21 protein-coding genes and 1 pseudogene are annotated in these 24,771 nt (G+C 34.9%); 11 read left to right on the forward strand and 11 right to left on the reverse strand.

Translation table 11 applies throughout. The features are described from left to right. Window positions 1-12: 12 nt before the first annotated feature. From KKI44_RS15360 to KKI44_RS15380, 6 genes and pseudogenes are all read left to right on the forward strand, one after another. Complete coding sequence (locus KKI44_RS15360) at window positions 13-3,063, forward strand: DNA polymerase III subunit alpha (protein WP_214588169.1); 3,051 nt, start codon at window positions 13-15, stop codon at window positions 3,061-3,063. An 836-nt stretch (window positions 3,064-3,899) separates the two neighbouring features. Then, window positions 3,900-5,150, forward strand: coding sequence for a site-specific integrase (locus KKI44_RS15365; protein ID WP_214588170.1), 1,251 nt, complete (start codon window positions 3,900-3,902; stop codon window positions 5,148-5,150). Continuing rightward, window positions 5,138-6,148 (forward strand): tyrosine-type recombinase/integrase, encoded by a 1,011-nt coding sequence (locus KKI44_RS15370; protein ID WP_214588171.1) that lies wholly within the window; start codon window positions 5,138-5,140, stop codon window positions 6,146-6,148. Before KKI44_RS15365 ends, KKI44_RS15370 begins: the two co-directional genes overlap by 13 nt. A gap of 2 nt (window positions 6,149-6,150) precedes the next feature. After that, window positions 6,151-7,167, forward strand: coding sequence for a site-specific integrase (locus KKI44_RS15375; protein ID WP_250902076.1), 1,017 nt, complete (start codon window positions 6,151-6,153; stop codon window positions 7,165-7,167). 173 nt (window positions 7,168-7,340) lie between these two features. Further along, window positions 7,341-7,385 (forward strand): annotated as a pseudogene (locus KKI44_RS22725) (hypothetical protein); the annotation flags it as partial. 51 nt (window positions 7,386-7,436) lie between these two features. Next, a complete protein-coding gene (locus KKI44_RS15380) occupies window positions 7,437-8,270 on the forward strand; it encodes a DUF4113 domain-containing protein (RefSeq protein WP_250902077.1) in 834 nt (277 codons plus the stop codon). 8 nt (window positions 8,271-8,278) lie between these two features. Here KKI44_RS15380 and KKI44_RS15385 read toward each other — a convergent pair whose 3' ends face one another. Further along, complete coding sequence (locus KKI44_RS15385) at window positions 8,279-8,890, reverse strand: YdeI/OmpD-associated family protein (RefSeq protein ID WP_214588172.1); 612 nt, start codon at window positions 8,888-8,890, stop codon at window positions 8,279-8,281. 4 nt (window positions 8,891-8,894) lie between these two features. After that, complete coding sequence (locus KKI44_RS15390) at window positions 8,895-10,028, reverse strand: serine hydrolase domain-containing protein (protein ID WP_214588173.1); 1,134 nt, start codon at window positions 10,026-10,028, stop codon at window positions 8,895-8,897. A gap of 83 nt (window positions 10,029-10,111) precedes the next feature. Here KKI44_RS15390 and KKI44_RS15395 point away from each other — a divergent pair, with 83 nt between their 5' ends. After that, a complete protein-coding gene (locus KKI44_RS15395; RefSeq protein ID WP_214588174.1) occupies window positions 10,112-11,410 on the forward strand; it encodes a M48 family metalloprotease in 1,299 nt (432 codons plus the stop codon). Window positions 11,411-11,455: 45 nt separating this feature from the next. On the opposite strand, the gene KKI44_RS15400 is transcribed toward KKI44_RS15395, so the two are convergent. The 3 genes from KKI44_RS15400 to KKI44_RS15410 form a co-directional block, all read right to left on the reverse strand. After that, complete coding sequence (locus KKI44_RS15400; protein WP_214588175.1) at window positions 11,456-12,973, reverse strand: hypothetical protein; 1,518 nt, start codon at window positions 12,971-12,973, stop codon at window positions 11,456-11,458. An 84-nt stretch (window positions 12,974-13,057) separates the two neighbouring features. Then, entirely contained in the window at window positions 13,058-14,599 is a 1,542-nt protein-coding gene (locus KKI44_RS15405; RefSeq protein ID WP_214588176.1) for a glycine--tRNA ligase, read from the reverse strand. Between the two features lie 268 nt (window positions 14,600-14,867). Continuing rightward, window positions 14,868-15,380, reverse strand: coding sequence for a hypothetical protein (locus tag KKI44_RS15410; RefSeq protein WP_214588177.1), 513 nt, complete (start codon window positions 15,378-15,380; stop codon window positions 14,868-14,870). Window positions 15,381-15,547: 167 nt separating this feature from the next. Between KKI44_RS15410 and KKI44_RS15415 the strand changes: the two genes are divergently transcribed. After that, a complete protein-coding gene (locus KKI44_RS15415) occupies window positions 15,548-16,243 on the forward strand; it encodes a pseudouridine synthase (RefSeq protein WP_214588178.1) in 696 nt (231 codons plus the stop codon). 319 nt (window positions 16,244-16,562) lie between these two features. Next, window positions 16,563-17,600 (forward strand): quinone-dependent dihydroorotate dehydrogenase, encoded by a 1,038-nt coding sequence (locus tag KKI44_RS15420; RefSeq protein ID WP_214588179.1) that lies wholly within the window; start codon window positions 16,563-16,565, stop codon window positions 17,598-17,600. A 57-nt stretch (window positions 17,601-17,657) separates the two neighbouring features. Here the strand turns inward: KKI44_RS15420 and KKI44_RS15425 are convergent, their stop codons facing one another. Continuing rightward, window positions 17,658-18,902, reverse strand: a complete 1,245-nt coding sequence (locus KKI44_RS15425) for a DUF445 domain-containing protein (RefSeq protein WP_214588180.1) — start codon at window positions 18,900-18,902, stop codon at window positions 17,658-17,660. 141 nt (window positions 18,903-19,043) lie between these two features. Between KKI44_RS15425 and msrB the strand changes: the two genes are divergently transcribed. After that, window positions 19,044-19,487 (forward strand): peptide-methionine (R)-S-oxide reductase MsrB, encoded by a 444-nt coding sequence (gene msrB, locus KKI44_RS15430; protein WP_214588181.1) that lies wholly within the window; start codon window positions 19,044-19,046, stop codon window positions 19,485-19,487. 137 nt (window positions 19,488-19,624) lie between these two features. Further along, on the forward strand, window positions 19,625-20,383 hold the full coding sequence (locus KKI44_RS15435) for a murein L,D-transpeptidase catalytic domain family protein (RefSeq protein WP_214588182.1): 759 nt from the start codon (window positions 19,625-19,627) through the stop codon (window positions 20,381-20,383). 171 nt (window positions 20,384-20,554) lie between these two features. Here the strand turns inward: KKI44_RS15435 and fabF are convergent, their stop codons facing one another. The 5 genes from fabF to KKI44_RS15460 form a co-directional block, all read right to left on the reverse strand. Then, on the reverse strand, window positions 20,555-21,796 hold the full coding sequence (fabF, locus tag KKI44_RS15440) for a beta-ketoacyl-ACP synthase II (protein ID WP_214588183.1): 1,242 nt from the start codon (window positions 21,794-21,796) through the stop codon (window positions 20,555-20,557). Continuing rightward, window positions 21,797-22,222 carry a PaaI family thioesterase gene (locus KKI44_RS15445; RefSeq protein WP_214588184.1) on the reverse strand — a complete coding sequence of 142 codons (426 nt, stop codon included), beginning with the start codon at window positions 22,220-22,222 and terminating at the stop codon, window positions 21,797-21,799. Window positions 22,223-22,227: 5 nt separating this feature from the next. Continuing rightward, entirely contained in the window at window positions 22,228-22,833 is a 606-nt protein-coding gene (locus tag KKI44_RS15450) for a TetR/AcrR family transcriptional regulator (RefSeq protein ID WP_214588185.1), read from the reverse strand. Window positions 22,834-23,368: 535 nt separating this feature from the next. Beyond that, the gene (locus KKI44_RS15455) at window positions 23,369-23,788 is read right to left on the reverse strand and encodes an OsmC family protein (RefSeq protein WP_076391534.1); all 420 of its coding nucleotides are present in this window, start codon (window positions 23,786-23,788) and stop codon (window positions 23,369-23,371) included. A gap of 79 nt (window positions 23,789-23,867) precedes the next feature. Next, window positions 23,868-24,734: a helix-turn-helix domain-containing protein gene (locus KKI44_RS15460; RefSeq protein ID WP_214588186.1), complete on the reverse strand. Its 867-nt coding sequence runs from the start codon at window positions 24,732-24,734 to the stop codon at window positions 23,868-23,870. Between the last annotated feature and the right edge of the window lie 37 nt (window positions 24,735-24,771).

Consider the following 24,771-nt stretch of genomic DNA (forward strand, 5'->3'; position numbering starts at 1 on the left):
AATCTTTCAGTTATGTTTTTGAATTGTCATTCCTACCATAGTCTGCGTTACGGTACTTTATCAATCGAAGAATTGGTAAAACAGGCAGATGAATTAGAGATCAAACAATTGGTATTAACCGATATTAATACGGTCACAGGGATTTATGATTTTAAGAAAGAATGTGAAGCAGTAGGAATTAAACCTATTGTAGGAATGGAAGTAAGAAAAGATGGTAAACTTCTTTATCTAACCATCTCAAAAGAGTTTTCAGGCATCGCTGAAGTGAATAAAATGATCACAGAGTATAATTGTGAAAATAAAGAACTTTCAGAGGTTGCACCTCAATTTAAAAATGTTTTTGTGATATATCCTATGAGTAATATTCCACCTATATTGAAAGAAGATGAATTTATAGGTGTACGGATCGATGAATTGAATTTTTTAATCAGACCTGAATATAAAAAACATATTTCTAAAATGGTGGTTCTCCATTCTGTTACTTTCGGGACTGATGAAGAATATGAATTACATAAAATTTTACGAGCAATCGATAATAATACATTACTTTCAAAATTAACGAAGAAAGAAATTTGTAGGCAATCTGAATATTTTATTTCTGTCAAAGAACTTCTTAAAATCTTTGAAAGATATCCTGAGATTATCAGCAGTACGAAAAAAATTCTTGATGCATGCAGTTTTGAGTTTAATTTTAAACAAGTTAAAAATAAAAAGTTTTATACCAAATCTAAAGAAGAAGATTTGAAACTTCTCAGCCGATTAGCATATTCGGGTCTGGAAAAAAGATATGGATTAAATCATGAAATCGCAAAGAAAAGAATTGAAAAGGAATTAAAAGTAATAGATGAACTTAATTTCTGTTCATACTTTTTAATTACGTGGGATATTATCTGTTACAGTAATAGTATGGGATTTATGCATGTGGGTAGAGGGAGTGGTGCGAATTCTATTGTAAGTTACTGTTTAGGAATTACTGACATCTGTCCTTTGGAACTGGATCTTTATTTTGAGAGGTTTCTCAACCTTAACCGAAAAACACCACCGGATTTTGATATCGATTGGTCTTGGCAGAACAGGGATACAATATTGGAGTATATTTTTGATCGATATGGAAGAGATCATGTTGCGTTTTGTGGAACTAATGTTGAGTTTAAATACAAATCAATTTTTAGAGAGGTAGGAAAAGTATTTGGTTTGCCCAAGGAAGAATTGGATGACCTGGCTACAAAACCGATGGAAATTCATGACCGAAATTCTGTGGTACAAATGGTTCAGAAATATGGTAGATTACTAGAAAAGTACCCTAATCAAAGGAGTATGCATTCCTGTGGGATCTTAATCTCCGAAGAACCAATTACCAATTATACAGCACTTGAAATGCCACCAAAAGGATTCCCTATCGTTCAGTTTGATATGAATGTGGCAGAAGATATTGGACTTGAAAAATTCGACATTCTTTCCCAAAGAGGTTTAGGAACCATTAATGATACTGTTAATCTCATTAAAAAGACAAGAGGAATTAAGGTGGATATTCGTGATACAGCATTGTCAAAAGATGAAGTAAAGTGCAATGAGTATTTAGCAATAGGAAGAACGATCGGCTGTTTCTATATTGAATCTCCGGCAATGCGCGGATTGTTAAGACGATTAAAATGTGATAATTACCGTACGCTTGTTGCTGCTTCATCGATTATCAGACCGGGGGTTGCCCAAAGCGGAATGATGAGAGAATACATTTTCCGACACAACAATCCGGATAAATTTGAATATTTCCATCCCGTATTCGAGGAAAATTTAAAGGAGACTTACGGGATTATGGTTTACCAAGAGGATGTAATTAAGATTGCACAGTATTTTGGGGGATTATCGTTAGCTGACGGTGATATCTTGAGACGGGCGATGAGTGGAAAAGGAAGATCACTGAAAAAACTTCAACAGGTGAAAGATAATTTCTTTAATTCCTGTAAGAGAAAAGGACATTCGGAACAATTAACTGCCGAAGCTTTTAGACAGATCGAATCTTTTGCAGGCTATTCTTTCTGTAAGGCACATTCAGCATCGTATGCCGTAGAAAGCTATCAAAGTCTTTATTTAAAAGTATATTATCCTTTGGAATTTATGGTTTCGGTGATCAATAATCAAGGCGGGTTTTATCGAACAGAAGTTTATATTCATGAAGCAAAAATGTCAGGAGGAAATATTCAGGTTCCATGTGTTAATTCAAGTGAGATTCAAACTACATTAAAAGGAACAGATATTTATTTGGGATTAATGCTATTAGAAGGATTGGAAACAAAAGTATCACATGATATTGTGAATGAACGTGAAATCAATGGAGATTACTTATCATTAGAAGACTTTATCAGACGAATTAATATTGGGATTGAAACGATACAGATTCTAATTTTTATTGGAGCATTCCGGTTTACTTGTAAACCAAAAAATGAATTGCTTGTTGAAGCAAGATTACTATTAATAAATTTTAAACCTGAGAATAGAGGGTTAATGTTAATTGAAGAACCTGTTCAGGAATTTAAACTTCCACAACTGAAAAGAGAAAATTTCGAGGATGCATTTGATGAAATTGAATTAATTGGATTTCCGGTTTCATGTAGTCCTTTTGATTTATTAAAGACAAAATACAGAGGATCAGTATTTGTAAAAGACTTGTTGAAATTTCATAAAAGACAGGTAAAAATGTTAGCATATCTTATTTCCAGAAAACACGTTCCCACTAAAAAAGGGACGATGTATTTTGGTACTTGGATCGATATCAACGGTGATTATTTTGATACCGCACATTTTCCCAATAGTTTAAAGGAATATGATTTTCAGGGAGGTGGTTGTTATTTATTACTCGGGACGGTTGAAGTTGATTTTCACTTTCCTACCATTACTATTCATAAAATGGCAAAGATGCCGATGATCCCCGATCCCCGGTATTCTTATGATAAAGAAAAACAATATGATATCCATCGCCAGATTAAGGAAGATGTAAGCATGACCTCTCGAAAGCCTTATCCGCAGACGCATGAGATTGCATTACCCAGACATAAAATATAAATGAGAATAGAGATGATAATTTAAAATTAATTAAACTGAAGCAGTTAAGTCTTTTAATGCAGAGAAATTTTTATGCATCTCCTGAAGATCTTTTTAGAATATAAAGAAAATTTTTTTAGTCAGGAGGAAGCTTATGTTCTCAAGGGGATCTTTTGAAAGCGAGATACGAGAAAAGACCTGTAATTACTTCGGTTAGCATGAGATAAACGTGAAACTTTGATTTCAGAAAAAGATCATCACCAGAGCAAATAAAGCCTGCCCCTTTCTAACGGATCATTACTTATTATGAAAGCTAGTCTACAGGAACATCGGGATATTGGATTGTGAAATTTTTAACTCCGATGAAAGAAAGGATTAATCCTACTTTCAGGTTGGCTAAATAAAATATTGAATTTCTTTAATGTATTTTATTACAGGTTTTAGCTGTTGTTATCAAAATTAATTATATTAGTTAAATAACTAATATAATTAATATGAATTTAGTTTTTTTGGTGTTGATTTTTTGTTAATTTTTATATTTTTTTATGTATTTTTCAAAAAAATATAAAATTTTATGCGAATTTTTTTTAAGTTTGTATAAGCAAAAAAAATCTGCCTAGTATGCGACCACTAACAGATTTTTATTGTTCGATAAAAAATCATATGGAAAAAAGAGAATTCTTTTGTCCCTTATATCTTATTTTATTATAGCAAATATAAAAAATATTACTGAATAAAAAAATATCTAAGTGGATTTTTAAAAATGAAATTTGGATTAGTATATAATATTGATATATAGACAAAATTACTTTTTTCAAAAGCAAAATGACAATTTGTTAAACTTTATATCAATATTTATGGAAAAAAATATTCACGAACTACATTCAAAACTTGAAACGTATATGAATAAGTATGTCAATTCAAGTCCCCTTCAGAAGAAATTTTCTACTCAATTTCTAAAACTTCAAAAATTTATGCAAGACTCTTCAATTAGTTTATATAGTAAAGATGTAGGAGCGAAGTATTTAGAATACAGAGAAGAACCAAGCAATAGCAAAATAACAAAAGAATGCAAATTTAGAGTTGATAGTAGATATGTTGATTTACTAAATGGAATGCTTCAAGAAAAATGGATTGTTAAAAAAAGTAAAAAAGATTATTATATAGTTTTACCTACAAAAATAGGTCCTACTCTTTTTGACTTTTTAAACAAATACTCCACTGAAAGAAGATTAAATTCAAAAACGCGCGAAAACTATTACATTGCCTTGGAGAAGCTTTGTCACAGAATGGAGGAGGAAAGTTTATTTTCTCTCTCTAAGATCTCATCAGAATTTATTTTAGCATTTATCAGTTCTGTGACAGGAGGGAAAGATCATGCAGCAATTATTTTAAGAGCTTTATTAAAGGATTTGTGTAGTCAGAAACTTATTAGTTATGATACTGCACATATTCTTGATGGTATAAAAGTTAAGAAAACAACAAAATTAACATCGCATTACTCTTTGGAGGAAATTTTATGTATAGAATCTTCCGTTGACCGGAGGTATGCAACTGGTAAGAGAGACTATGCAATGATTCTATTAGCTACCAGATTAGGACTAAGATCAGCGGATATAAGATTTTTAAAGTTTTCTAACATTGATTGGGATAATAATTTGGTAATATTTGAACAATACAAAACAAAGGATAGAATAGAGCTGCCATTATCCATAGATGTAGGTGAAGCTATAGTAGATTACATAAAAAATGGTAGAGCGAAGTCAGATTCTAAATATATATTTTTAAGGTGTAATGCACCCTATATTCCTATGACAGAGGGAGGACTAAATGTTATAGTTAATAAATATTTCAGAAAAGCGAATATAGATTTTAGTAGAAAAAAGCACGGACCACATTCCTTGAGACATAGTCTTGCAACAAATCTGTTGAATAACGGAACACCACTACCAATTATTGCAGAGACTCTGGGGCATCAAAGCTCACAAAGCACAATGCAATATTTGCATATTAATATCTCGGTTTTGTTGAGATGCACATTGGATGTGCCTAGTGTAGATATTAATTTTTATACACAAAAAGGAAAAGGTTTGTCATGGATAAGATAAATGAATATTTTACTTACAAAAGTTCTTTTTCCTCGTATATTGAAGGGTTTTTACGGGAAAAGGAACAAAAAGGACTTTTAAGAGGGTTAATGTTAAAATGTTATATGCTTGAATTTGACAGATTCTTTATTGAGTATAATATAACTAACTTACATATAACAAGAGAGGTGATTTTGCAATGGAAAGATACACGTCTTAACGACAAAGCAACTAATCTGTACAAAAAATATACTACATGGGTAAGTTTTTGCAAGTATATGTGTCGTATGGGTATTGAATGTTATATTCCACATACTCCAAAAGAGGGTAGACAAAACGATTATATTCCATATATATATACTCATGAGGAAATAAATTTGCTTTTTTCCAACGTTGATAAGTTAAGAATTAATAATTATAAGCATAAAACTCAAATGTTCATTCTGCCAGCTTTCCTTCGTCTACTTTATAGTACAGGAATAAGAATTGGTGAAGCATTAAGTATCACTAATGAAGATGTAAAATTCAAAGAGAAAGTTATTGAAATTAATGATTCTAAAAATGATAGACAAAGAATAGTTGCGATAAATGATTCGCTGTATGAAGTTCTTTTGCAATATCAAAAATTTAAAGAGTCAATGCCTATTAGAGGAATATGTGACGCAGACAAGAGTTTTTTTGTAACTCAGAATGGAAAACCCTGTTTATCAAATCGTATTTATAAATGGTTTGAACAATTATTATTACATAGTGATGTTCCTAAACAACCATGCTTTAATAGGCCAAGAATACATGATATTAGACATACTGCAGCGGTACATGCTTTGGAAAAACTTGTAAAAAGTGGAGAAGATATTTATTGTGCTTTACCTATGATATCTGTTTTTTTAGGACATAAAAATATCAAATCCACAGAAGCATATGTTAGGCTAACAGATGAAATGTTCCCGGATTTAATACAGAAAGGAAGTATAACATCCTTTGTTTTTCCAGATATGAAATATAATAAATACGAATAGCTATGACAGATTTTGCTAAACATTTGGAAAACTTTTTTATAAGATACCTTATAGGAGAATGTAATTCGTCAAAGCATACTATAAGAGCTTACAGAGATTCTTTCACGCTTTTACTAGTATTTATGAAGAATGTAAAAAATATAAATGCAGATAATTTAGAGCTCAAACATTTAAATAAAAATGCAGTTTTAGATTTTTTAAAATGGCTTGAGGTAGAACATGAAAATGAAATTTCAACTAGAAATCAAAGATGTGCAGCGATTAAATCTTTTTGTAAATATCTGCAGTATGAGGAACCTATGAGAATTTCGGAATGGCAGAATATACGTTCTATAAAATTAAAGAAGTACACAACTGAAAAACTTACTTACTTGTCTATAGATGCGATAAAATTACTTTTAGATCAGATTCCGTTAGACTCAAGAAGTTCCAGAAGAGATTTAGCTTTAATTGCACTTTTATATGACAGTGGTGCTCGTGTTCAAGAAATCGCTGATCTAACACCGGATTCAATTAGATTTGACAATCCTAGTACCATTAGATTAATTGGTAAAGGAAATAAGCAAAGGATTATTCCATTACAAAAAAAACAGATAGATCTCTTACAAAGATATATTGAAGATTTCGGATTGAACAGGTTTGGAAAAGAAAAGAGCCCATTATTTTTTAATAGAATAGGAGAAAAGTTGACAACCGCTGGAATAACATATATTTTAAAAAAATATGCCACGATAGCCAGATTACAAAATGAAAATCTAATACCAGCAACAATTAGTCCTCATATTATAAGACACTCAAAAGCAATGCATTTGTTACAAGGTGGTGTTAATATAGTTTATATCAGAGATTTCTTAGGTCATAAAAGTATACAGACTACTGAAATATATGCGCGTGCTGATTCAAAACAAAAAAGAGAGGCTTTGGAGTCTGTCTATGTAAATGTTCTTCCTGAAAGCAATACAGAAAGATCTTGGGAAAAGAATCCTAAACTTAAAGATTTTCTTAAAAGTTTAGGCTAAAAATATTAAAATCAAAAGCCTAAGTCCTAAGCTAATTGTTTAAATGTTTGATAATTATGTTTTTATTCTTTGGGCTTTTGATTTTTTTTAAGTTTCGATAATCCACATTATCAAAAGCTTTCGATAAAATTGATGAGCTTTTTCTGGATCTGAAAAGTTTCAAATATATCGATATTTACGACTACTGTCTCAGAATCAAAAATGAGATTGATGAGCAGGAAAAAATTCCGGTAAGTATAGGAGTTGCGCCTACAAAAACTCTATGTAAAGTGGCAAACCGGATTGTAAAGCAATTTCCCGAAAAGTTTAACGGAATTTATATTTTAGATGCCCCTGAAAAAATTGAAAAAGCCTTAAAATGGTTAAAAATTGGTGACGTTTGGGGAATCGGAAGACGTCTTGCCGTAAAAATGCATGATAATGGAGTGCATAAAGCGTGGGATCTTCTTCAAAAGCCTGAAATGTGGGTTCGGAAGATCATGGGAATTCACGGAGTAAGAATGGTGAACGAACTGAAAGGAATCCGTCAGTTGGAGTTGGATGCTCCGTCTCCGAAAAAATCCATTGCTGTAACCAGAAGCTTCATGGAAATGCTTACCAGAAAAGAAGATGTTCGCGAACGTGTGGAAACCTTCGGGATGTACTGTTCGGAACGCCTGAGAAAACAGAATACCTGCTGCAAAATGGTAACGGTTTTTGTACAGACCAACCGTTTCAGGAAGGATCTTCCGGAGTACCGGAATGCGGTAACCAGAATTCTTCCCAATCCCACCAATTCATCGATTTTAATTGGCAGAGTCGTAAATGAACTGTTTGAAGATATCTTTAAAGAAGGGTTTCACTATAAAAAAGCAGGCGTTATTGTGAACGATTTTGTACCGGAAGATCAAAGGCTCATCAATCTTTTTGAAGAAGATACACAGAATCTGCATTTGCCGGTGATGAAAGCAATGGATGCGATGAACAGAAAATACGGAAAAGATAAAGTACGTCTCGGAAGCATGAGCGGCGAAAATACTTTCGGACGAAAACAGCTGTCTCCCGAATATGAGGCTTTTCTAAAAAATAATACGCTTAAAGAGGCAAATTTTAGATTTCATTAAATTTAAAACTATCTTTTTTCATACTTCCAGTTTCTGCCTTTTCCTTCAGAGATCCACTCTAAAGCCTGTTCCATTCTTTTGTTTCTGGTTGATTCCGTTTTAGCTTCCGTGATCCAGTTGATATAATCTTTACGGAAAGAGGGCGAAGCTTTTTTAAAGATTTCCAGAGCTTTTTCATTTTCATTCAAAGCATTTTGAAAATAATCAGGAACCTCTGTTTCTGTTTTCGATGGAGCTGCTTTTTTCAAAGTAACGCCCATATCCGTCAGTTCCATTGCTTCAGTAATCATCTTTTTAAGCTGAGGTTTTGAAGGAAGATTTTCTGTTTCTGTAATTTTACCCAAACTGAACATATTCGTTTTTTCGGTATCTGTTTCAAACTCTTTCAGCGATGACATCTCATCATGAAGCCAGAATCCCATACTGCAATACTGTTTAAAAGCAACCATTGAACAAAGTATCTTCCCTTTATACAGGAACGTGGGAAACTTCCACTTAATCGCTTCTTCTGCATCAGGACAGAATTCGTGAACGGTTTCTCGGATATAATTCAGAATAGGTTTTGCAAAATCCTGCGATTTTTCAATGTATTCATCAACTTTCGGGCTGTATTTTTCCATGTTTTTATTGAAATACTTTTACCGTTTCATTCACCAGAAATCTCACCTGATCCGGCCTTCCTCTGTCGTTTTTCGGAAGATTATTATAGCTTCCGGTTCTTACAATCACCATATCATGTTCAGGAATCATAATGATGTATTGTCCCTGAAGCCCTAAAAAGTAATAATGCTTTATAGGATTGTCATGATTGATCCAAAATCCCATTCCGTAAATTTCCTCAGAATTTTTAGTCGGAGTACGCATTTTCTTGATGAAATCCGGATTTAAAATTTGCTTATTTTCAACTTTTCCGTCGTTAAGAAATAACTGTCCCAGTTTTGCAAAATCTCTGGAGTTGGAATGAATGCAACAATACGTTTTTTCCATTCCGTTTTCATCCGTGCTCCATGTTGCATTTTGCTCCATTCCCATCGGAATCCAGAATTTTTCGGATAAATAACTTGCCAAAGACTGTCCGACAGCTTTTTTAATGGCAAAACCTAAAAGCTGCGTAGAACCGCTCTGATATTCAAATCTTTCCCCCGGATTTTCTTTAAATTTCCTCGAAAAAGTAGCGTTCATTAAATTTTTTCCGTAATAAGCTTTCGCATTGGGCAGAAAAGGATTCTTGTAATTTTCATCCCAGTTCAGTCCCGATTCCATCTGAGCCAGATGTTTTAAAGTTAAATTTTTAGCAAAATCTTTATTTTTAAATTCCTCAAAATAATCCGAAAACTTATCATCAAGACTTTTAATTTTTCCCTCTTCCAGCGCTTTGCCCAAAAGCATTACCGTAACCGCTTTTGCCATGGAGAAAGAATTGGTTTTCGACAGCTGATTATAGCCGTTCCAATACTGTTCGTGAAGCAGTTTTCCGTTTTTCACCACAATAAAAGATGCGGTATTGGATTTTGTTAAATCTTCAACGATATTTTTCGGTAATTGTTTTTTGTTGTATTCGGGAGATTCTTCCCAAAGTTCAGGAGATTCTGTAGCGATGAGGTTGCCGGAAAACAAGGTTCCGTCATCAATATTGGCGCTGAGTTTTCCCCTTAAATAGGTTTTGGATATTCCGTTGAAAATATAACCATATCCCAAAACATAAAAGAGAAGTACGGCAATGACAATAAATGTCACAAAATAAATAAGAATTGTCATAGCAATTGATCTTAAACAAATTTAAAATAAATTTGAAAACATGAAACGAAATGATTTATTTTTGTGATTATTGAACTAAAATGATGAAAAAACTAATTTCCCTATTTCTTATCCATTTCATTATCACCATTTTCGGACAGATGTATAAACCGCTCGATACGGCAGATTACGTCCAGAGAAAAGAATTTCTGAAAAATTTTACGGCGAATACTGAAAGTTTAAGCAAAAAAAGCAGATCCGATTATCCGGGAAAGACAGGAAATGAGCTTTCTAAAATTTATAAAGAATTCGATAAAGAATTTGAAAAAAAAGTGAAGGAAAAAGATTTTGCTTTCAATTCTGTGTTTGATGCAAAGGTTAAAAATCTTATTGAACGGTTAAGAAAAAACAATTCCCAGATTCCTCAAAATTTAAAAATCCTTATCGCCAAAGACAACACTCCGAATGCATACTGTTTTGCAGACGGCACTTTTGTGATCAATATGGGGCTTTTCAACTGGCTGAATAATGACGATCAGCTTGCTGCCGTAATTTCCCATGAATTAGGACATAAAATTTCCGAGCATACGCTGAAAACTTTTCTGAGCATGATCGAACAGGATAAAATGGACAGAATGGTTGTTCAGGATATAAAATCGACGAAGGAAAACCGTAATCAGAGGGCTTTTGATGTGATGAAAAACAGAATCTACAGAAAAGGGGCTGAAAACAGAAAGCAGGAAATGCAGGCTGATTCTTTAGGGTATGTGGTTTTTAAAAACAGTGATTTTAAAAAAGCAGAATATGTAAATGCTCTGAAAAAACTGGAAGATTTTGATACCATTTCGCCAAGAGAGCTGAAATTGGAAACTTACAAAAAATATTTCAATCTTCCGAAGCAGGAATTTAAAGACAAATGGCTGAAAAAAGAAGATTTTTCTCTGTATAATTACAATCATTTCAAGGAAAAACTGAATAAAGATTCTCTGAAATCTCATCCTGAAATGGTTTTAAGAATCAATAACCTCAAAAAATTGTTTCCTGAACTTAAAAATGATGTTCCGGATGAAAAACCTTCCGATTCTTATTCTACGGTAGAAAAAATCGCAAGAATGGAAACTTTGCCCAATTTTTATCACTCTGAAGATTACGGAGTCGGAATTTATGCAAGTCTTCAGTTTTTGCAGGATAACGAAGAGGAAAAGTATTATAAAAGCTGGCTCGGGAAATGTTTTGCCAAGATTTATGAAGCGAGAAAAAACTACAATTTAAATCGATATTTAGATCGGGTAGATCCCAAAAATCAAAGTGAAAGCTATCAGCAGTTCCTGAACTTTATGTGGAACCTGAGTCTCGATGAAATTAAAAATATTGCAGATTATTATCAAACGACAGAATCCTGACCGAAGGTCAGGATTCTTAATTTAGTATAAAATTTAAATCAGCTCTTAATAATTCAGCCTTTCCAGACGGATTTTATTGAATTTTTCTTTTTCATTGAATTCACGCAGCAGAATATAACCTTCTTTTGCTACATACGGTGTTACCACATAATTATCTTTTTCTGAAATAGGAACAACTTCCTGCTTGAATTTCCCGTCAATAATCGTATTGATAAAAAGATTCCACTTCTTTTCTTTGGTCACCTGATCTTTCTGATAATCGCGGAAGAAAAAGACAACATCTTTACCGTCATTCAGATACTGAGAAAAAAGATAATCGCTGTTTACCCACTTCGATTTTTCTTTTTCAAAGACCTGTACGTCTTTTACCTTAAAATCTTTATCGGTGTTGATGTAAACCAGATCGGTCGTTTTCGGAGCATTGTACTGTCCTGCAGGTTTGAATTTCTCTGAAAGAATTCCCACACTGCCATCGCTCATAAAATATGCATCCTTTGTCTGAAGATAATAGCCGTTTTCTACGCCTCCGTCTGCGCTCAGTTTTGGAATGTAGTTGGAAAGATCCGGTTTGTAGCTGATGGTTTTCAGATCTACATTATAATTGTTTTTATCAAGAATAAATCTTGCAAAGCCTCTGTTCTCTTTGGAAATATAATTTCTTCCCAGCAAAACCACTTTATCGTCAAAAGTTTTGTCATTATCAATTCCGCTTAAAGCATCAATATTATAAATGGTTTCCGGCGAAAGTCCCGTTATCGGTTTGTTAGAAAGCTCTTTTCCGGTTTTCATATCAATCACCAGAAGAGAAAAAGTTTTGTCGTCATCATTCACCTTTCTCAGGATTCCGTAGATGCGGTTTTCGTCCTTTTCCAAAATGGTAAGATCCGAAAAAACTTTTTTATCTCCGTTTGTATTGTAGCTGTATCGCCAGATCTCTTTCTTGTTATCGTCGAATTTAATCAGGCTGTTTTTATTGATGTATTTTCCGTAATCGTTGTATTCCAAAGCCAGATAACCTCCCTCCTTAATTTCTCCTACCGCAGAAACATAATTGTAGCCTTTCTCTTTCTTCTCGGCGCGGTTTTCTTTTCTTTCCTCTTTAAAAGTTTTGGGCTGTGAGATTTCTTTAAACGTTCCGTCCTCCTGATAATCGTAATACACTTTAGGCTTTACTGTATTGGTCTTAGGATCTATGACCATAGAAACGGGAGCCGCTGCATCTTTGGAAAAAGCCTGAAGATAATTGATGTCCGAAGGCTGAAGAATAATCTGCCCTTTAAAATCCACATATCCGAAATAATTGGAAACCAGAAGTCCCGCTTCAAATTCCTTATTCGCAACCGGATTCAGGTTTTTATCTAAAATAACGTATTCGAATTTCTGTTTTTTATTGTCTGTTTTCCCGTAGGAATAAATAGAAACATAGCCGTAAAGATTGTCTTTGGTATCAAACAGCGCATTCATCCCTACATTTTTACCTGAGGCTAAAGAAGCCAGATCCTGAGTCTGAGAATATGCAATTGTCTGAATAAGACCCAACCCTAAAAGTATTAATTTTTTCATGGTTAAAATTTGAATTTCAAAAATAGCAAATTCGGGGATATGTTCTTAAAAAAATAAAAGCCCTGATTTCTCAAGGCTTTCGGTCTATATTTTAGAAAGTAAATTTCTGAAACTTGTCTTTTCGTCGATAATTCTTCTCAACTCTGAAACCGAAACTCTTTCCTGCTGCATTGTGTCTCTGTCTCTTATCGTCACCGTGTGATCCGTTAAAGAATCGTGGTCGATCGTGATACAGTAAGGTGTTCCGATCGCATCCTGTCTTCTGTAACGTTTTCCGATCGCATCTTTTTCTTCGTAGAATAAGTTGAAATCATATTTCAGATCGTTGAAAATCTGTTCTGCATATTCTGCCAATCCGTCTTTCTTCATTAACGGAAGAATCGCTGCTTTAATGGGCGCTAAAGCCGGAGGTAAAGATAAAACCGTTCTTTCTGAGCCATCTTCCAAAACTTCGTCTCTTAAACAATGAGAGAATAAAGCCAAGAACAATCGGTCTAAACCAACCGAAGTTTCCACCACATACGGAACATAGTTTTCGTTTCTTTCCGGATCGAAGAACTGAAGTTTTCTGCCTGAGAATTCTTCATGCGCTTTTAAATCGAAATCCGTTCTTGAGTGAATACCTTCCAGTTCTTTGAAACCGAAAGGGAAATTAAATTCAATATCTGCTGCAGCATTCGCGTAGTGAGCCAGTTTTTCATGATCATGGAATCTGTAATTTTCGTCACCCAAACCTAAAGCTAAATGCCAGTTCAGACGCTTTTGCTTCCATTGCTCGTAGAATTCAAGTTCTGTTCCCGGAGCTACGAAAAACTGCATTTCCATCTGTTCGAATTCACGCATTCTGAAGATAAACTGTCTTGCAACAATCTCGTTTCTGAACGCTTTTCCGATCTGTGCAATACCGAAAGGCAGTTTATGACGTGAGGTTTTCTGTACATTCAGGAAATTAACGAAAATTCCCTGCGCAGTTTCCGGTCTTAAATAAAGATCCATTGCAGAATCTGCAGAAGCACCTAATTTAGTCCCGAACATCAGGTTGAACTGTCTTACCTCCGTCCAGTTTTTAGAACCCGTGTCAGGATCAGCAATTTCCAGCTCTTCAATTAACGCTTTTACATCAGCAAGATCTTCATTTTCTAAAGATTTTGCCAGTCTGGAAAGAATCGCTTCTCTTTTGGCTCTGTATTCCAATACTTTTGGATTAGTTGCCACAAACTGTTCTTTATCAAAAGCCTCACCGAATCTTTTTGCTGCTTTTTCAATCTCCTTATTCTCCTTATCTTCAATTTTAGCACAGTAATCTTCCACCAAAACGTCTGCTCTGAAACGTTTCTTAGAATCCTTATTATCAATCAATGGATCGTTGAAAGCGTCTACGTGCCCCGAAGCCTTCCATGTTGTTGGGTGCATAAGGATCGCCGAATCAATACCCACAATATTTTCGTTAAGCTGTACCATCGCTTTCCACCAGTATTGCTTGATATTATTTTTTAACTCGGCTCCGTTCTGTCCATAATCATAAACTGCGGATAAACCATCGTAGATCTCACTCGAAGGGAAAATAAAACCATATTCTTTAGCGTGAGAAATCACTTTCTTGAAAACATCTTCTTGCTTTGCCATAATTTTTTAACGTCTGAAAGTGCAAAAATATGAATTTGAATCCCAATTCCATGAAATTCAATAAAAAAAGCCGTCAATAGACAGCAAATATTTACATTTTTAATTTTCAGGAGTCGGGAACCTGCTTTCACTACTCGCTTTTTTCTTTATTCAGCGTGGCGGCGGAGCCGCCACGCTGAATAAAGAAAAAGAGCTCAGACATGCCGTTCAATCAGGACTACTAAGAACAGCATAAAAAAAGCAGTTGTAAAAACTGCTCCTGTATATTTTAGAAATTGTAGGATAATCCGATGCTGTTTCCTGTGATGTCTAACCTGTAAGAAGCAGTTTTTGCCTCTCCGCCTTCCGGATTCTGGTTTTGCGTATCCACAGCTTTCTTCAGATTTTTTCCGGAACTGATCGCGAAAGGAATCCCGATTCCCACAAATCCTGCTCCAATTCCTACCAATCCCCAGCCGCTTTTATCTTTTACTTCGTAAGCTACGCCATTGTGATAAGCTGTTTTGGTGCGTAATATCTGTTTTGCTAATCCGAAACCGATAAAACCACCGCCAATCGCTCCGAAAATCTGAGAAACCGTACTGTTGGTGTTCGCTTTCTTCATATAGTTCAGCGCTTCAGGATTGGTAAATACCTTTTTATATTCGGAAAATTTAAATTTCTGATTTCCTTTGATAAAAAACTCTCTGTTGGATTTTCCCAACCTCAGTGAATCTGAGTTCTGGGCGAAAGAAATTAATGGAAAAATACTCAGCAGTAAAGTAAATAATAGCTTTTTCATGGTTAAAAATTTGCGCGAAAATAGAAATTATATTTTTCAAAAAAACATTTTAAATGTTAAAATTTCAGTATTTGGCAGAGTATACCATGAATCAATCATTCAAAACATTCTCTTAATGATCTGGTCATATGTTTGAAGAATAAATATAAATCTTCTACTTTTGCCTGATGTTAGAAATTCTTTATCGCGACGAACATCTTATTGCCATCAACAAACCCAGCGGATTGTTGGTTCATAAATCTTTTTATTCGGGAGAAGCCGATACGTATGCGATTCAGGAACTGAGAAAGCAGATCGGACAAAAAGTGTATCCTGTCCATCGTTTAGACCGGAAAACTTCGGGCGTTTTGCTGTTTACTTTAGATAAAGATACACTAAGAATGATGAGCACTCAGTTTGAAGAAAAACAGGTTGAAAAGAAATACATTGCCATTCTTCGAGGCTGGACAAAGGAAGAGGAAACAATTGATTATGATCTGGTTAACGAAAATGAAGTCAAACAAAATGCAGTCACTCGATATCGCCGTCTGCAGACTTCAGAGATCGATTTACCCTTTTTAAAACATCAGACTTCCAGATATTGTTTGGTGGAAGCCATCCCTGAAACGGGACGATTTCATCAGCTGAGAAAACATTTTAAACACATTTTACACCCGATTTTAGGATGCCGAAAACATGGCTGCAATAAACAGAATAAATTGTGGCTTCAGACATTTGAGATCAACAAAATGACACTTCATGCGCATCAACTGACATTTAATCATCCGGTTTCTAACGAAAGAATTACTGTAAATGCCACGATAGATGATGATTTCAAAAAAGTAGGGGATATTTTGAATTTTGATTTGAGTACATATTCTTAACTTTTACAGCTATTATTCTGGCTCTTTCTTGTTGTTGTAAATCTATTAGAACTCATTCAAACCTCATAGGTTTTTAAAAACCTATGAGGTTTATATTTTACCGAATAACTAAATTGCTTCATCAAATCAACTCGTTGATTCCTCTTTGCTCTTATACAAGAACATAGAAAATTGAAACTTTACGTCAAAAATTATCCATTGATTTGCCAATGAGATATTTATTTTTATAGATACCATTGATAATACCTTTTTCCATAAAATATCATACATTAACCGAACATTAATTTTAAAATGAGTATTTTTGTAAAACTTTTTTTCAATGTACAAATCGCTTATTCGCCCGATTCTTTTTAAATTCGATCCTGAAGAAGTACACCATTTTACTTTTTCGATGCTTAAAAATTTTGGATTTCTTACCAAACTATTTTTTCCGAAACCTATTCAGGATAAACGTCTGGAAAGAGAAGTTTTTGGGTTGAAATTTAAAAATCCTGTTGGTTTAGCGGCAGGTTTCGATAAAAATGCAGTTTTATTTAATGAATTGGGAGATTTAGGCTTTGGATTTGTAGAAATCGGAACCGTAACGCCGAAAGCTCAGGCGGGAAATCCTAAGAAAAGACTGTTCCGTTTAATTGAAGATGGCGGAATTATCAACCGAATGGGCTTCAACAACGACGGTCTGGAAGCAGCGATTGAAAAACTGAAAGGCAACAAAGGAAAAATTATCATCGGGGGTAACATCGGAAAAAATACGAATACTTCTCCCGAAAATTACACGCAGGATTATCTGGAATGTTTTGAAGGGCTTCATCCTTACGTAGATTATTTTGTGCTGAATGTAAGCTGTCCGAATGTTGGAAGCCACGCCAAACTGGAAGATGTAGATTACCTTCGTGAACTGATTACGGAAGTGAAAAAAATCAACCAGTCGAAATCTGTACAGAAACCAATTCTGCTGAAAATTGCTCCGGATCTGAATAACAATCAATTAGATGAAATCATTGAACTGATTGCAGAAACAAAAATCGACGGAATCGTAGTTTCCAATACATCAGTGAACCGGGAAGGTCTGAAAACGTCACCTGAAGTTTTAGCGGAAATCGGAAACGGCGGATTAAGTGGAAAACCTATTCGTGAAAGAAGCACAAAAATGATCAAATATCTTTCTGATAAAAGCAACAGAGCATTCCCGATCATCGGAGTAGGCGGAATTCATTCTGCAAAAGATGCGCTTGAAAAGCTGGATGCAGGAGCAACGTTGGTTCAGTTGTACACAGGTTTCATCTACGAAGGTCCGGAATTGATTCAAGATATTAATAAGGAAATTTTGACGAGAGCAAGTCGCCTCTCTGTATAATTTGTTGAAATTTCTGAAAAACAAAAAAGAGTTCGCCTGAACTCTTTTTTTATGATTTTAAAGAAAAAAATGCGCAATCGTATAAATAATCAGCCCTACCAAACCACCGACGATCGTTCCGTTCACACGGATGAACTGAAGATCTTTTCCTACTTCCAGCTCCAGCTTTTCGCTTAATTCTTTTCCCTGCCAGTTTCCGACGGTAGAACTGATGAGGTTTCCGAATTGATGGGTGTTTTTAAGAATATATTTGTAAGCGGTAACACGAACCCAATCGTCGATTTTTTTCTGAAAATTTTCGTCATTTTTTAAATTCTGTGAAAATTCATTCAGATTTTTAGACAGATATTTTTTTAATGAAGATTCATCGTCCTGAAGTTCTTTCGTTAACGTATTTTTAATGGAAATCCAGATGTCGTTGGAATATTCATTCAGCTTCTCATTTTTGAGGAGATCATTTTTAATGTTTTTAAATTCCTCTTCCCATTTCGGATCCTGTTTAAGTTCATGGGAGAAATCATAGATTTTCTGGGTGATCAGATTTCGTATTTCGTGGTTCGGATCCTGTTCAATCTCTTTGAAAAAGTCAGAAAGTCCGGTGGTAATTTTATCCGCAATTTTATTATCCACAAAAGCAGGGATAAAAGTATAGCTTCCTTTTTTCACGCGGTCTTTAATCATTTCATCATTTTCAGCGATGTAATTTTTAATCTGAGAAGAAAGATTGGTAATAATCCTCTGATGATCGTTTTTGTCTAAAAGATAGTTGATTCCGCTGCCTAAAATGGCGTTCAGTTTGATAGTATCCGTCATTTCAGACACTTTTTTGCTGATAAAACGGCTTACTTCCGAATCGTCGAGCTTATTTAAAATATCCAGAACAATATCCGAAAGGTTTTTAAGCAAAACATCCTGATTCTTTTCTTTTCCGAGCCATTCTCCCACAAAATTCGAGATTTTTAATTTCTGGATATAAGGTCTGATGTTTTCCGGAGAAAGAAAATTCGTTACGACGAAATTTCCAAGATTGTCTCCCAGTTTTTGCTTACTGTTTTCAATAAGATTGGTGTGCGGAATCGGTAAACCAAGCGGATGACGGAAAAGGGCTGTTACGGCAAACCAGTCTGCTAAAGCTCCTACCATTGCAGCCTCGGAAAAGGCACGAACGTAACCTATCCAATGAGAATCTATGGTTTTTTGCAACAACGTTGTCCCGATAAACAGAACGGCCATCAACACAAATAATCCTGTGGCAAAAGCTTTGTATTTTCTGAGCTGTTTTCTTTTGGCTTCATCATTCATATCCTCAAATTTAGTAAATTTGGTTGTGAAATTTCACCTGTTAATATTGTTGTGAAAATTTTTAATTCGTTATTTTCATTTCTCAAAGGCATCGGTTTTGATGCTTACATTTTGTCTTTGATAAAAAATATTTAAAATTCTATGGAAAACCAAGCAAAAAACAATCCATACTACTCCAGAACAGACACTTCAAAACTCGATATTTCCAATGATGAATGGAAAAAAATTCTTGCTCCGGATTTATACACCATTGCAAGAGAAGCTTCTACGGAAAGACCTTTTACCGGAAAATACAATGAATTTGATGAATTTGGAGAATATTACTGTGCCGTGTGCGGAAACCATTTATTCCGTTCTACATCCAAATTTTCCAGCAGTTGTGGCTGGCCAAGTTTTTTTGAAGCAGATAAAGAAGGAGTGTATTACAAAAGAGATACTACCTATGGAATGGAAAGGGTAGAAGTGCTCTGTAAAAGATGCGATTCTCATCTGGGACATGTTTTTGATGATGGTCCTCAGCCAACGGGATTGCGCTACTGCATGAATTCTGTAAGTCTTGAATTTGTTGCAGATTCTGAAAAATAATCCGATTTGTACCCACGAAATCAGTAAGTTAAAGTTTCTTAAATTGCGTTAAACTTCGTGGAGTTATTACGCTTACCCTAATTATGTTTTATACATTTGCTGACTCAATTGGATTTAACATAATAGTGAAATAGTGAATGAAAGCATTGTATAGCTTATTAGGTGCAGCTTACATCGTTACTACTTCATTCTATTTGTCTCCAAAAAAGGCAATCGAAAAGAATGAAATCAGTACAAAAAAAATTGTAAGATTAGCCGACACGAAATCTGAGAAATCTGCCGAAAAAGCAGTAAGTTCATCAGAAGAATTATACAGATCTATTGTTTTCGAGCAGGGACACGAACTTAATGAGGAAGTTTTTTTCAAAGCGGTAACAGGTTTTGAAAATATGAAGAAAGCAGGTTTGCTTAACGAAGATTCGCATTTACTTACGGTATGCGATTTTTCTATGTCTTCGAACACAAAAAGACTTTGGGTAATTGACATGAATGAGAAAAAAGTATTGTTTAATTCATTAGTAGCACACGGAAAAAATACAGGCGAAGAATTTGCTACGAATTTTTCTAACACGGAAAGTTCGTTGCAGAGCAGCTTAGGATTTTATATCACGGATGCAACGTATGACGGAGACAACGGTTATTCTCTTAGACTACTTGGAATGGACAAAGGATTTAATGATGCTGCTTACAGAAGAGCTATCGTTATGCACGGTGCAGATTACGTAAGCGAAGAATTTGCCGCTATGCACAAAAGAATTGGCAGAAGCTGGGGTTGTCCTGCTGTTCCGAGAGATTTAACAAAACCGATCATTAATACCATTAAAGGAAGAAATCTTCTTTTTATTTATTATCCTGATCAGAATTACCTTTCCAAATCGGAGTGGTTAAAAGCATAACAGAAAAGCAGTCGGTTTGACTGCTTTTTTTATTTCTAAATTAAAAATTTCCTGCACGTTTGTCATTCTGACGAAGGAAGAATCTATTAAATTACTATTTTTCGTTGATTAAGAGTGGATGATACAGAATTGTTTTATCTGCTCAATCTTCCAGAGATTTATTCAAAAAGCTTAAGAAAACTTCTTAAAAATCAACGTGGCATTGTGTCCTCCGAATCCAAAAGCGTTACTTAAAGCATAATTGATATTCTTTTCTTTCGCTTCTCCAAAAACAATATTCAGATCTTTTGGGATGTTTTCATCAATCCTGTGAAGATTGATCGTTGGCGGAATAATTCCGTTTTCTATCGCTTTGATTGAAAGTATGGCTTCCGCAGCTCCGGCTGCTCCCAGCAAATGCCCCGTCATGGATTTTGTGGCACTGATGTCGAGATTTTTACTTCCTTTAAATAATTTATTGATTCCGTTTAATTCAACCAAATCTCCCATTGGAGTAGAAGTAGCGTGAGGATTAATATAATCAATATCTTCTGTGTTGATTCCTGCTTCATGTAGAGCCAACTGCATCGCTTTAATGGCTCCGACTCCATCGGGATGAGGTGCCGTCATGTGATACGCGTCGGCTGTCATGGCTGCTCCCACCAATTCTGCATACATTTTTGCACCTCTTGCTTTGGCGTGTTCGTATTCCTCAAGAATTAAGGCTCCGGCTCCTTCTCCCATCACAAAGCCGTCTCGTTCTGCATCATAAGGTCGACTGGCGGTTGTAAAATCATCGTTTCTTGTAGACATCGCTTTCATAATAGAGAAACCTCCAATGGAAGCAGGGGTAATCGCAGCTTCAGAACCACCGCTCACAATCACTTTGGCTTTTCCTAATCTGATGTAGTTAAAGGCATCCATCAGCGCAGTATTTCCGGTTGCACATGCTGAAATCGTTGTATAATTGATTCCCTGAAGTCCGAATTTCATTGAAATCATTCCCGAAGCCATGTTGGCGATAAATTTAGGAACGAAGAAAGGATTGAATCTTGGGGTTCCGTCTCCTTTGGTAAATTCCATTACTTCACTTTCGAACGTCCACATTCCGCCCTGTCCGGTTCCCCAGATTACTCCGGTGTCGAACGGATCCATTTTTTCAAGCTCCAATCCGGAATCTTTTAATGCTTCTGCTGTGGAATACATCGCGTATTGGGAAAAAAGATCGCTTCTTTTGATTTCGTTATGTGTTAAATGAACTTTCGGATCAAAATTTTTAACCTCACAGGCAAAATGAACTTTAAATTTTTCTGTATCGAAGTGGGTGATTTTGTTGGCTCCGCTTACACCGTTGATGCTGTTGTTCCAGAATTCTTCAACATTATTTCCTAAAGGCGTCACTGCGCCAAGTCCTGTAATGACAACTCTTTTCATTTAATTATTGATTTTGAATAAATTAGAGGTTCCTCTTGCAATAAGGCGCGTTTTATCTGCATTCCAGATTTCGCACTGTGCGTTTACAAACTGCTTTCCTCTTTTGACGATTTTAGTTTCAGCTACAATAATATCATTTTCTTTTGCTGTTGAAAAATAATCGATGCTGTTATTTATGGTGACAATAAAGTTTTTTTCATTCAAAGAGAACATGGTGGCTCCGATAACATCGTCAAAAATGGCTGCGGTAACTCCTCCGTGAAGATTTCCCATGGGATTCAGCCATTCTTCCCGTACTGTATACTGAAATTCCAATTGTCCTTCTTCTGCCGAAAGAACGACAGGATTCAGCCATTTCATAAAGGGAGAAGGAGATTCTGTAAACTCTTTTCCGATGAATGATTTTAATATTTGTAATTTATCCATATGAATTATGAGATATTTTGTTTAATTTCTTTGTCGATAACCTGTAAGATCCTGTCTAAGGCGATGTTGAGATATTTTTCGTCTTCTGTGGTTTTGGATAAAAGAATACCGCCTTCAATCATCATGATGAATAAGGATGCAAATTCCTCCGCATTAATTTCAGGCTTAAATTCTCCGTTTTTTTGTCCTTCCCCTATAGTATCTGAAATCATTTTTATCCAGTCCTGAAAAGAATGACGGACCTTTTTTCTTAATTCCGGAAAGGAATCATTACATTCTGTGGCAGCATTCATTAAAGGACAACCCCCGTGCTGAAAGACAACTTTCCAGTTTTTTCTGTAAAATGCGATGAAAGCATATAATTTTGAAGTCATGGTAGGATATTCTTCACCAAAAGACTTTTGCAGATTTTTCTTCAGAAGACCTGCGTTAAACTGATATACTTTTAGAGCTACTTCATCCCTGTTTTCGAAATTTCCGTAAATACTTCCTTTGGTTAAACCCGTCGCTTGTGTAATGTCGGAAAGTGATGTAGAATTATACCCTTTGGTATTAAACAAAGCTGCGGTTTTCTCGATGATGAATTGTCTTGTCTTTTCTGCTTTTGACATTTTCTGTTGAATTGATGCAAATATATACAAAATATACCGATTGGTATATTTTGTAATGAGATTAAATATATCCATCTATATCAAACCATTAAATTTCCAATAAAAAGGTTAGATTAACCTGAGTCCGGGATAAGTCTTCTTAACCGCAAGGTTAAACAAAGAGATTCAATTATCAAGAATACAGCTTTTAAGATATACAAAGGCGTAAAACTTATCAAAGTAATACCATTTTTGTCTTTTTTAAATAAACGAAGTGCCTTTGTTTAGCTTGTAAACTTTCAATAAGTAAAAAAAAATCTTTTGTTTTTCTTTGCGATAAATTAATTGTTTAAATTTATTTCTTATCCTGAACTGAGGTTAATTAAGTTGAATCTTCAGTTTTTTAAGTTTTGGCTAAAGCCTTTTGATTTGTTCTTTTAATGAAAAAACGGGCTGAAGCCCGTTCCTATTCATGCTGATATTAAGATTTTAAATAATTTACGTGAAGAGCTTAATAGTCTTAACTTCTTAACTAAAATCTTAATCGTTCAAACTCTTAGTTAGCCAAAGTCGCTTCCAAAGTAATTTCGAAGTTGAATGCTGCACTTACCGGACAGCCTTCTTCCGCAATTTTTGCATATTTCTGGAACTCTTCTTCTGAAATTCCGGGAACTTTAGCTGTTAATGTCAATTCAGATTTTGTAATTTTTCCTGCGCTTGGATCCAAAGTAATAACAGATTTTGTAGTTAATTCTTCCGGAGTATAGCCTGCCTGAGAAAGTTCTGCGCTTAATTTCATCGTGAAACATCCTGCGTGAGCCGCTGCTAATAATTCTTCAGGATTTGTTCCTACACCGTCTTCAAATCGGCTGTTAAATGAATACTGAGTCTGGTTTAAAGTGGTGCTTTGTGTGGTAAGATGTCCTTTTCCTTCTTTAATGGTTCCGTTCCAAACGGCTGTTGCGTTACGTCTCATAATATTTTTGTTTTAATATTGTTATTTTGATGTGACAAAGGTATTGCAGATTTCGTTCCAGATAAATACACAAAAAGAACTAACTATTGTACTTTTTTCCCGAGATATAATTTTTTTTGAAACTTGCAGGTGTGCTTCCTGTTTTCTGACTGAAAAGCCGGTTGAAATAGGCAGGATCTTCATAGCCGAGATCGTAGGCAATTTCTTTTACCGTTTTGTCGGTATAGAATAATAGTCTTTTGGCTTCCAGTAAGATTCTGTTGATGATAAATTGGTTGGGAGATTCCAGATTCAGATTTTTAAATTTGTGCGTAAGTGTTTTTGGGGATAGGTGAAGCATTTCTGCATAATCTGCCACATTATGTTTTTCGCGAAAGTGAACTTCAAGCAAACGGCTGAAATCCCTGAAAACATCCAGTTCGTGCGCCGGAATTTTTATTTCATCATTATTCAGATTCTGTTTTTTCCATTTTCTGGTGGCGCGGATGATAATTTGTTTAACGTAGGTTCGGATCATTTCTTCTGCGGAAGAATCTTTCCATTCCAGTTCGTTTTTAATGTTTTGAAATAAATGTTGAATTGCAGAATTTTCTTCGGCATCGAGTTCAACAAAAGGAATTTCAAACACGTTATGAAAAAGCAGTCCGTCACAGGCAACTTCCTTATCATGAATCTGAATGCAGTAAAAATCACGGTTGTAATAGATCATATGCGATTCGTCGTTTCCATTTTCCATTTGCAGATGCTGATTCGTCAGAAAAAATAAAGCCGGATTTTCGGTTTTATAATATCTAAAATCCACAGACAGTTCGTATCCTGCAGGAATATAGAAAATTTTAATTTCAGATTTGTATTTGTGGTCTTTAAAATTGAGCAGATTGTTTTCGGAAAAAGTTTCGAATCCCAGTTTCTTGTACTGGTCTTCAAAGATAAGTGTTTGCGACATCCTTTTGCTTTCCTATAAATGTACAAAAAAGCATGAT

It is taken from the genome of Chryseobacterium sp. ZHDP1 (assembly GCF_018603435.1).
In the GTDB taxonomy this organism is placed as follows: domain Bacteria; phylum Bacteroidota; class Bacteroidia; order Flavobacteriales; family Weeksellaceae; genus Chryseobacterium; species Chryseobacterium indicum.

Bases quoted from the DNA above. Each gene is read 5' to 3' on its own strand.
- KKI44_RS15360 (WP_214588169.1), top strand. From the start codon at position 13: ATGTTTTTGAATTGTCATTCCTACCATAGTCTGCGTTACGGTACTTTA.
- KKI44_RS15365 (WP_214588170.1), top strand. From the start codon at position 3,900: ATGGAAAAAAATATTCACGAACTACATTCAAAACTTGAAACGTATATG.
- KKI44_RS15370 (WP_214588171.1), top strand. From the start codon at position 5,138: ATGGATAAGATAAATGAATATTTTACTTACAAAAGTTCTTTTTCCTCG.
- KKI44_RS15375 (WP_250902076.1), top strand. From the start codon at position 6,151: ATGACAGATTTTGCTAAACATTTGGAAAACTTTTTTATAAGATACCTT.
- KKI44_RS15385 (WP_214588172.1), bottom strand. From the start codon at position 8,890: ATGGAAAAATACAGCCCGAAAGTTGATGAATACATTGAAAAATCGCAG.
- KKI44_RS15390 (WP_214588173.1), bottom strand. From the start codon at position 10,028: ATGACAATTCTTATTTATTTTGTGACATTTATTGTCATTGCCGTACTT.
- KKI44_RS15395 (WP_214588174.1), top strand. From the start codon at position 10,112: ATGAAAAAACTAATTTCCCTATTTCTTATCCATTTCATTATCACCATT.
- KKI44_RS15400 (WP_214588175.1), bottom strand. From the start codon at position 12,973: ATGAAAAAATTAATACTTTTAGGGTTGGGTCTTATTCAGACAATTGCA.
- KKI44_RS15405 (WP_214588176.1), bottom strand. From the start codon at position 14,599: ATGGCAAAGCAAGAAGATGTTTTCAAGAAAGTGATTTCTCACGCTAAA.
- KKI44_RS15410 (WP_214588177.1), bottom strand. From the start codon at position 15,380: ATGAAAAAGCTATTATTTACTTTACTGCTGAGTATTTTTCCATTAATT.
- KKI44_RS15415 (WP_214588178.1), top strand. From the start codon at position 15,548: ATGTTAGAAATTCTTTATCGCGACGAACATCTTATTGCCATCAACAAA.
- KKI44_RS15420 (WP_214588179.1), top strand. From the start codon at position 16,563: ATGTACAAATCGCTTATTCGCCCGATTCTTTTTAAATTCGATCCTGAA.
- KKI44_RS15425 (WP_214588180.1), bottom strand. From the start codon at position 18,902: ATGAATGATGAAGCCAAAAGAAAACAGCTCAGAAAATACAAAGCTTTT.
- msrB (WP_214588181.1), top strand. From the start codon at position 19,044: ATGGAAAACCAAGCAAAAAACAATCCATACTACTCCAGAACAGACACT.
- KKI44_RS15435 (WP_214588182.1), top strand. From the start codon at position 19,625: ATGAAAGCATTGTATAGCTTATTAGGTGCAGCTTACATCGTTACTACT.
- fabF (WP_214588183.1), bottom strand. From the start codon at position 21,796: ATGAAAAGAGTTGTCATTACAGGACTTGGCGCAGTGACGCCTTTAGGA.
- KKI44_RS15445 (WP_214588184.1), bottom strand. From the start codon at position 22,222: ATGGATAAATTACAAATATTAAAATCATTCATCGGAAAAGAGTTTACA.
- KKI44_RS15450 (WP_214588185.1), bottom strand. From the start codon at position 22,833: ATGTCAAAAGCAGAAAAGACAAGACAATTCATCATCGAGAAAACCGCA.
- KKI44_RS15455 (WP_076391534.1), bottom strand. From the start codon at position 23,788: ATGAGACGTAACGCAACAGCCGTTTGGAACGGAACCATTAAAGAAGGA.
- KKI44_RS15460 (WP_214588186.1), bottom strand. From the start codon at position 24,734: ATGTCGCAAACACTTATCTTTGAAGACCAGTACAAGAAACTGGGATTC.